Here is a 9,483-nt window from a genome sequence, read left to right on the forward strand (position 1 = left end):
GTGATGAACGAGCACGCCGGTGTGGTCAACCGACTGCTGTGGATGCAGGACGCCTACAACCTCGGCGCAGACGATGTGGTCTTGCAAAAGACCCCATTCAGCTTCGACGTGTCGGTGTGGGAATTCCTCTGGCCGCTGCAAACCGGCGCACGCCTGGTCATGGCTCGCCCCGGCGGCCATCGCGATCCTGAGTACCTACGCCAGGTGATCCGCAGCGAAGGCGTCACCACCTTGCACTTCGTGCCATCGATGCTGGATGTGTTCCTGGCCCACGGCGACGCTTCGGCAGATCGCCTCAAGCGTGTGCTGTGCAGCGGCGAAGCCCTGCCGGGCAGTCTGGTACGGCGCTTCCACGCGCAACTGCCAACAGTCGAGTTGCATAACCTGTACGGGCCGACCGAAGCGGCGGTGGATGTCAGCGCCTGGCATTGCGTGACGGCGCCGGACAACACCCCGATCGGCAAACCCATCGCCAACACCACGCTGTACGTGCTCGATACGCTGGGCCAGCCGGTACCGCAAGGTGTCGCTGGCGAGCTGTTCATCGGCGGCGTGCAAGTCGCCCGTGGCTACCTCAACCGCGCCGAGCTGACCGCCGAACGCTTCATCGACGACCCGTTCAGCACTCGCCCCGGCGCACGCTTGTACCGCACCGGCGACCTGGCGCGGCACCTGGTCGACGGCAATATCGAGTACCTGGGCCGCAACGACGACCAGGTGAAAATCCATGGCCTGCGCATAGAGCTGGGTGAAATCCAGGCCGGCCTGACCGCCATCGAGGGCGTGAAGGAAGCGGTCGTCATCGCCCGCGAGCAGCGTCTGGTGGCGTACTACACCGGTGAGGAGCAGGCCGTGGAAAGCCTGCGCAGCGCGCTGCTGGCACACCTGCCGACGTTCATGGTGCCGGCGTTGTTCATGCACCTGCCGGCGCTGCCGCTGAGCCCCAACGGCAAGCTCGACCGCAAGGCCTTGCCGCTGCCAGACGCCGAAGCCCTGCAAAACCGCGAGTACCAAGCCCCCGAAGGCGACACCGAAACCCTGCTGGCCGCGATCTGGGCCGACCTGCTGGGTGTGGAGCGGGTAGGGCGCCACGACAACTTCTTCGAACTGGGCGGCCATTCGCTGCTGGCAGTCAGCCTCACCTCGCGCCTGCGTCAGCAAGGCCTGCATGCCGATATCCGCGTGCTGTTCGGCCAGCCGACCCTGGCTGCGTTGGCCGCCGCCGTCGGCGGTGAAACCGGCGTGAGCGTGCCGGCCAACCGCATCCCGGTAGAGGGCACCCGCATAACCCCGGACATGCTGCCGCTCGCCAAGCTGTCCCAGGCGGCCATCGACACCCTGGTCGGGCAGATCCCAGGGGGCGTGGCCAATGTCCAGGACATCTACGGCCTGGCCCCGCTGCAACAAGGGATCCTCTACCACCACCTCGCCAGCGAGGGCGCCGACCCCTATGTGCTGCAGGCGCGCTTTGCGTTCCCGGGGCAGGCCGACCTCGATGCCTTTGCCGCCGCGTTGGATCAGGTCATTGCCCGCCACGATATCCTGCGCACCAGCATCCACTGGCAGGGCCTGGACGAGCCCGTGCAGGTCGTCTGGCGCAGCACGCCTGCAGTGGCCGGCCAGGCTGGCACCACCACCCTCGACCTGAACCAGGCCCCCTTGATCCGCCTGGTGCCAAGCCCAGGCGAAGGTCGCGTGGAGGCGACCCTGCTGATTCACCACATCATTCTCGACCACGCGGCTGTCGAGCAACTGGTGGCCGAGATTACTGCGGTGCTGCAAGGCCAGGCCCTGTCGCATGCCAGCGTGCCTTACCGCAACTACGTGGCCCAGGCGCGCCTGGGCGCCGATGCCCAGGCCGACCAAGCAATGTTCGGCGAGCTGCTGGGCGATATCGATGAACCCACCACCGTGTTCGGCCTGCGCGATGCGCACAGTGACGCCAGCCGGGTGCTGGACAGTCGCCTGGCACTGGACAGTGCTCTGGCCGGCCGCCTGCGTGAGCAGGCCCGTGTGCTGGGTATCAGCGTCGCCAGCCTGGTGCACCAGGCCTGGGGGCAGGTGCTGGCGCAATTGTCCGGGCGCGAAGAGGTGGTGTTCGGCACCGTGCTGCTCGGCCGCCTGCAAGGCGGCGAGGGGGCCGAACGGGCGCTGGGCATGTTCATCAATACCTTGCCGCTGCGGGTGAGCGTGGGCGCGATGGCGGTGGCCGAGGGCGTGCGCCTGACCCACCAGCGCCTGGCCCGCCTGCTGGCCCACGAGCAAGCCTCGCTGGCCCTGGCCCAGCGTTGCAGCGCAGTGCCCGCGTCCCAGGCGCTGTTCACCAGCCTGCTCAACTTCCGCCACAGTGCCCCGGCCAAGGCCGAGCTGCGCCAGGCCTGGCAGGGTATCGAACAACTGGCCGCGCATGAGCGCAGCAACTACCCACTGGTGGTCAATGTCGACGACCTGGGCGACGCCTTCGTACTGACCGTGCAAGCGGTGCCAGAGGTCGATGGCGCGCAGGTCTGCCAGTTGCTGAGCACCGCCCTCGAACAATTGGCCGAGGCCCTTGCACAGGCACCGTCCATGGCCTTGCAGCAGGTGAGCAGCCTGGCGCCGGCCGAGCGCGAGCGGGTGCTTCAAGGCTTCAACGCCACCCGCCGTGATTACCCTCGCGAACAGGCGCTGCATACCCTGTTCGACACCTATGCCGCGCTCAGCCCTACTGCGCCGGCGGTGTTGCACGGTGACCGGCAATGGAGCTACGCGCAGCTCGAACAGCACGCCAACCGCCTGGCCCATCACCTGTTGGGCCTGGGCGTACGCCCTGGCGACCGGGTTGCGCTGTTGTTGCCACGCAGCATCGAACTGCTGGCGGCGCAACTGGCGGCCAGCAAGTGCGCTGCGGTGTTCGTGCCGCTGGACAGCAATGCGCCGGTCGAACGCCAGGCCTTCATGCTCGAAGACAGCCAGGCGCGGGTGTTGCTCACCCTCAGCAGTGAACATGCGGTGGGCCACGCCCTGCGCGTCGAGCTGGACCGCCTGGACCTTGCCGGCTACCCACAGCAGTCTCCGGGCCTGGGGGTGGATGCCGAAAGCGCCGCCTACATCATGTATACCTCCGGTTCCACCGGCACCCCCAAGGGCGTGCAGGTACCGCACCGGGCCATCGTGCGCCTGGTGATCAACAACGGCTTCGCCGACTTCACCTGCCAGGACCGCGTCGCGTTCGCCTCCAACCCGGCGTTCGACGCCAGCACCCTGGAAGTCTGGGCGCCGCTGCTCAACGGCGGCGCAGTGGTGGTCATCGACCAGCACCAGGTGCTGTCGCGTCAGGCCCTGCGTGAGGTGTTGCTGGAGCAGGGCGTGACGGTGCTGTGGCTGACTGCCGGCCTGTTCCACCAGTTTGCCGACGACTTGCTGCCGGCCTTCGCCAAGCTGCGTTACCTGATGGTTGGCGGCGATGTGCTGGACCCGGCCGTGGTCAACCGGGTATTGCGCCATGGCGCCCCGGCGCACCTGCTCAATGGTTATGGCCCGACTGAAGCCACGACGTTCAGCACCACCTACGCCATCCGTGCGGTCGATGCGGGCAGCATTCCCATCGGCAAACCGATCGGCAATGGCCGCTGCTATGTGCTCGATGCGCGTCAGCAGCCGTTGCCGGTCGGCGCGGTCGGTGAGCTGTACATCGGTGGCGACGGCGTCGCCCTGGGTTACCTCGGCCAGCCCGCGCTGACCGCCGAACGCTTCCTCGACGACCCGTTCAGCCGCGAGCCGGGTGCGCGCATGTACCGCAGTGGCGACCTGGCCTGCTGGCAGGCCGACGGTACCTTGCGCTACCTGGGCCGTGCCGACCAGCAAATCAAGCTGCGCGGCTTCCGTGTCGAACTGGGCGAGATCGAAGCGCGCCTGGGGGCGTGCGCCGGTATCCGCGAGACGGCGGTGGTGGTGCGCGAAGATGTGCCGGGCGACAAGCGCCTGGTGGCCTATTTCACCGCCAGTGAGCCTGCCCCAGGCATTGCCGAACTGCACCAGCAGTTGCAAGGCCAGTTGCCGGACTACATGCTGCCGGCCGCCTATGTCTGCCTGGGTGGGCTGCCGCTGACCGCCAACGGCAAGCTTGACCGCCGTGCCTTGCCTGAGCCAGGCAGTGATGCCGTGCTGAACCGTGCGTTCGAGGCTCCGCAGGGTGAGGTCGAAACCACCCTGGCAGCGATCTGGGCCGAGCTGCTCAAGGTCGCGCAGGTCGGCCGCCACGACCATTTCTTCGAACTGGGCGGCCATTCGCTGCTGGCCGTGACCCTGGTCGAGCGCATGCGCAAGGCCGGCCTTGGCGCCGATGTGCGTGTGCTGTTTGCCCAGCCGACCCTGGCAGCTTTGGCTGCTGCGGTGGGCAGCGGGCGCGAAGTGCAGGTGCCGGCCAACCGTGTGCCGCAAGGTGCCCGCCACATTACCCCGGACATGCTCAGCCTGATCACGCTCGACCAGGCCAGCATCGACCGTATCGTCGCCACCGTACCCGGTGGCGCGGCCAATGTGCAGGAGATCTACCCGCTGGCGCCGTTGCAGGAGGGCATCCTGTACCACCACCTGAGCGCCGCCCAGGGCGACCCGTATCTGCTGCAATCGCGCCTGGCGTTCGACAACCTGGCGCAGTTGCAGCGTTGGGCGGGTGCCTTGCAGCAGGTCATCGACCGGCACGACATCCTGCGTACTGCGGTGGTCAGTGAAGGGTTGGAGCACGCCGTGCAGGTGGTATGGCGTGAAGCGCGGATGCAGGTGTGCGCAATCGACGGCTTGGCCGCCGGCTCGGTGATCGACGCCTTGCAGGAACGCTTCGACGCCCGCCACCAGCGCCTGGACCTGTCGCGTGCACCGCTGTTGCGCCTGCTGCACGCCGACGACCCGGCCAACCAGCGTGTGGTGGCGATGTTGCAGTTCCACCACCTGGCCCTGGACCACACCGCCATGGAAGTCATCGCCAGCGAGATGCAGGCGGTGCTGGCGGGCCATGGCGAGCGTCTGCCGGCGCCAGTGCCTTACCGCACCTACGTCGCCCAGGCGCGCCTGGGCGCCGACGATGCCGGCCACGAGGCGTTCTTCCGCGACATGCTGGGCGACCTCGACGCGCCGACCTTGCCGTTCGGCCTGGCCGATGTGCAGGGGGATGGCCGCGCCATCGAAGAAGCCCGCCTGGCCATCGATGCCAGCTTGGCACGCGGCCTGCGCGAGCAGGCGCGACGCCTGGGGGTGAGCGCCGCCAGCCTGGCGCACCTGGCCTGGGCACGGGTGCTCGGGGTGCTCGCCAACCGCACCGATGTGGTATTCGGCACGGTACTGATGGGGCGCTTGCAGGGCGGCGAAGGGGCCGACCGGGCGTTGGGCGTGTTCATCAATACCCTGCCGCTGCGCATCGACCTCTGCGCACCAGTGGCGCAAGCGGTGCGCATCACCCACCAGCGGCTCTCGGCGCTGCTGGCGCACGAGCACGCGTCCTTGGCATTGGCCCAGCGTTGCAGTGGCGTGGCGGCCTCCACGCCGTTGTTCAGCGCCTTGTTCAACTACCGTCACAGCACGGCAGGGGCACCTGCCGAGGCCGATTCCGGCACCCCGGGCGTGCGCCTGCTGGGCGGCGAAGAGCGCAGCAACTACCCGCTGACCCTGAGTGTCGACGACCTGGGTGGAGGGTTTGCCCTGAGCGTGCTGGCCCTGGAGGGCATCGGCGCCGAACGGGTCGCCGGCTGGATGAACCAGGCCCTGATCGAGCTGTTGCAGGCCCTGACCCAAACGCCGGACATACCGGTGGATACGTTGTCGATCCTCGACCCGGCAGCGCGCCGACAGGTGCTGGAAGCCTTCAATACCACCGCACGCGACTACCCGAAAGGGTTCACCGTGCACGCCCTGGTCGAAGCCCAGGCTGCCCGCACGCCGCAAGCGGCGGCGTTGGTGCAGGATGGCCAGGTGCTGAGCTATGGCGAGCTGAACCGCAGCGCCAACCGCCTCGCCCACCACCTGATCGAGCGTGGGGTAAAGGTCGGCGACCGGGTTGCGTTGTGCTTGCCGCGTACCCTGGAGCGCGTGCTGGCACTGCTGGCCGTGCTCAAGGCCGGTGCAGTCTACGTGCCGATCGACCCGGCGTACCCGGCCGAGCGCATCGCCTACCTGCTCGAAGACAGCGCACCGGCACTGGTGCTGGTCGAGTCCGCCACCCTGGCGCTGGTCGGCGAGACCCCTTGCGTCCAGCTGCACCGCGATGCCTGGCAGGGCGCAGCCGACAGCAACCCGCGTGTGGCAGGCCTGGATGATCACCAGCTGGCATACGTGATCTACACCTCCGGCTCTACCGGCCAGCCCAAAGGGGTGATGGTCGAGCACGCCACACTGGCCAACCTGGTGCATTGGCACGGCGAGGCCTTTGCCCTGAACGCCGGTAGCCATACCAGCACGGTGGCCGGTTTCGGCTTCGATGCGGTGGCCTGGGAGGTGTGGCCGGCGTTGTGTACCGGGGCCGTGCTGCACCTGCCGCCTGCGCGTATCGCCGCTGAGCACGTCGATGAACTGCTCGACTGGTGGCTTGCGCAACCGCTGGCGGTCAGCTTCCTGCCAACGCCGGTGGCCGAGCAAGCGCTGCGCCGCGAGCGCCAGCACCCGACCTTGCGCACGCTGCTGGTCGGGGGGGATCGCCTGCGCCAGTTCGAGCGCGACCCAGGCTTTGCCCTGGTCAACAACTATGGGCCCACCGAAGCCACGGTGGTTGCCACCTCCGGGCAGTTGGCGGCGGCCGGTGCGCTGCATATCGGTATGCCGATCGCCAACACCCGGGTGTATGTGCTCGACGAACGTCAGCAGCCGCTGCCAGTGGGCGCCGTGGGCGAGTTGTACATTGGCGGGGCGGGGGTCGCCCGCGGCTACTTCAACCGCCCGCAACTGACCGCAGAGCGCTTTGTCGCCGACCCGTTCAGCGGGCAACCCGAGGCGCGGCTGTACCGCACGGGTGACCTGGTGCGCTGGAACGCTGACGGCACCCTCGACTACCTGGGCCGTAACGACGACCAGGTGAAGATTCGTGGTGTACGCGTGGAGCTTGGCGAGATCGAAAGCGTGTTGGCCGCCCAGCCCGGTATTGGCGATGCGGTGGTGCTGGTGCGCGGCGAGCGGTTGCTGGCCTGGTTCACCGAAACCGCACCGGTGGCCGTGGACACACTGCGCCAGGCGTTGCAGGCAAGCCTGCCCGTGCACCTGGTGCCGATGGCCTTCATGCATCTGCCGGCATTGCCGTTGACCAGCCATGGCAAGCTCGACCGCAACGCGTTGCCCGACCCCGACCCGAACCTGCTCGCAGGCCAGGCCCACGTTGCCCCGCAAGGTGAGGTGGAAACTGCCCTCGCGGCAGTATGGGCCGACATGCTGGGTGTCGAACGCGTGGGCCGGCACGACAACTTCTTCGAGCTGGGTGGCCATTCGCTGCTGGCCGTGAACCTGACCGCGCGCCTGCGCCGGGAAGGATTGCAAGTCGATGTGCGCACGCTGTTCGGCCAACCGACCGTGGCGGCGCTGGCAGCAACCCTGGGCCAGGGAGGCCAGGTGCAGGTGCCGGCCAACCTGATCCCGGCTGGCTGCCAGCACATCACCCCGGGCATGCTGCCCCTGATCGCGCTGGAGCAGGCGGCCATCGAGCGCATCGTTGCCCAGGTGCCGGGCGGCGCCAGCAATATGCAGGACATCTACCCGTTGGCGCCGTTGCAGGAGGGCATTCTCTATCACCACCTCAGCGCGCAGGCACATGACCCTTATGTGTTGCAGTCGCGCTTCGCCTTTGCCAGCCGCGAGCACCTGGACCACTTTGCCGCAGCGCTGGGCAAGGTCATCGCCAGGCATGACGTGCTGCGCACCGCCGTGCTTTGGCAGGGCCTGCCGCAAGCCGTGCAGGTGGTCTGGCGGCATGCGCCGTTGTCGGTCATGCCGGGCGGCGATGAGCGCGATGCAACGCTCGACCTGGGCCAGGCACCGCTGATCCGCCTGCGCTACACCCAGCAGCCGGGTACGGAACGTATCGAAGCGACCCTGCAGTTCCACCACATCGTGCTCGACCACACCGCCATGGAGGTGGTCGGCGAGGAACTGATCGGTTACCTGCAGGGCGCTGGCGAGCCGGCGCAGGCGCCGGTGCCATATCGCAACTATGTAGCCCAGGCGCGCCTGGGTATCAGCCAGGCCGAGCACGAAGCGTTCTTCCGCGAGCAGTTGGCGGATATCGACGAACCGACCCTGCCGTTCGGCCTCAGCGATGTACAAGGCGATGGCCGCGACATCGAAGAGGCCCAGTTGTGGCTGCGGGACGATCTGGCACAACGCCTGCGTCAGCACGGCCGGCAGCTGGGGATCAGCGTTGCCAGCCTGTTCCACCTGGCGTGGGCACGCTTGCTGGCGGCTGCCAGTGGTAAGGACCGCGTGGTGTTCGGCACGGTGCTGCTTGGTCGCCTGCAAGGTGGCGAAGGCGCCGAGCGGGCGCTGGGCATGTTCATCAACACCTTGCCGCTGCGGGTCGACCTGAATGATGTGAGCCTGCGCGAGGGCGCGCAGACCGTGCATCAGCGCCTCAGTGCCTTGCTGGCCCATGAGCACGCATCCTTGGCATTGGCCCAGCGTTGCAGTGGCGTGGCTGCACCCTTGCCGTTGTTCAGCGCCATGCTCAACTACCGGCACAGTACCCAGGTCACTGACAGCCAGCGGCAGGCTACCCAGGGAATGGAGAACCTCGAGAGCCAGGAGCGCAGCAACTACCCGTTGGGCCTGAACGTGGACGACCTGGGTGAAGGCTTCCGCCTGGTTGCCATGACCCCGGCCGAAGTGGGCGCGGCACGCATTTGCGGGCAGATGCACCAGGTGCTGGAGGCGATGGTCGAGGCCCTGGAGCAGACGCCGGAGCTGGCGTTGCAGCGCTTGCCGGTGCTGGAGCCAGAGGAGCGCCAGCGCTTGTTGGTGGGCTTCAATGACACGGCGGTGGCTTACGACCTTGAGCAGACCCTGCATGGGCTGATCGAGGCGCAGGCAGTGCGCACACCGGATGCGGTTGCAGTGCGGGCCGAGGAAGGTTCGTTGAGCTATCGCGAACTGAACGAACAGGCCAACCGCTTGGCGCATCACCTGATCGCGTTGGGTGTGAAGCCTGATGATCGTGTGGCGATCTGCGTCGAACGTGGTCTGTCGATGGTGGTCGGCCTGCTGGCCATCCTCAAGGCGGGCGGTGCTTATGTGCCGGTGGACCCCGACTACCCGACCGAACGCGTGCGCCACATGCTGAGCGACAGCGCGCCAGTGGCGGTGCTGGTACACAGCGCTACGCGCCACGTAGCGGAGGCGACCCAGCTTATTGATCTGGACCAGCCAACCTGGAATGCGCAGCCTTCCAGCAACCCCGTAGTTTCTGCGTTGACCCCGCGTCATCTGGCCTACGTGATCTACACCTCAGGCTCCACCGGCTTGCCGAAGGGT

1 protein-coding gene is annotated in these 9,483 nt (G+C 67.6%); it reads left to right on the forward strand.

Annotated features, from left to right (window positions below; all coding sequences use genetic code 11):
- Window positions 1-9,483: non-ribosomal peptide synthetase (locus NP534_RS23450; protein ID WP_274100270.1), on the forward strand; the 9,483-nt coding region annotated here is incomplete at both ends.

The organism is Pseudomonas sp. 39004 (genome assembly GCF_028682155.1).
Classification (GTDB): domain Bacteria; phylum Pseudomonadota; class Gammaproteobacteria; order Pseudomonadales; family Pseudomonadaceae; genus Aquipseudomonas; species Aquipseudomonas capeferrum.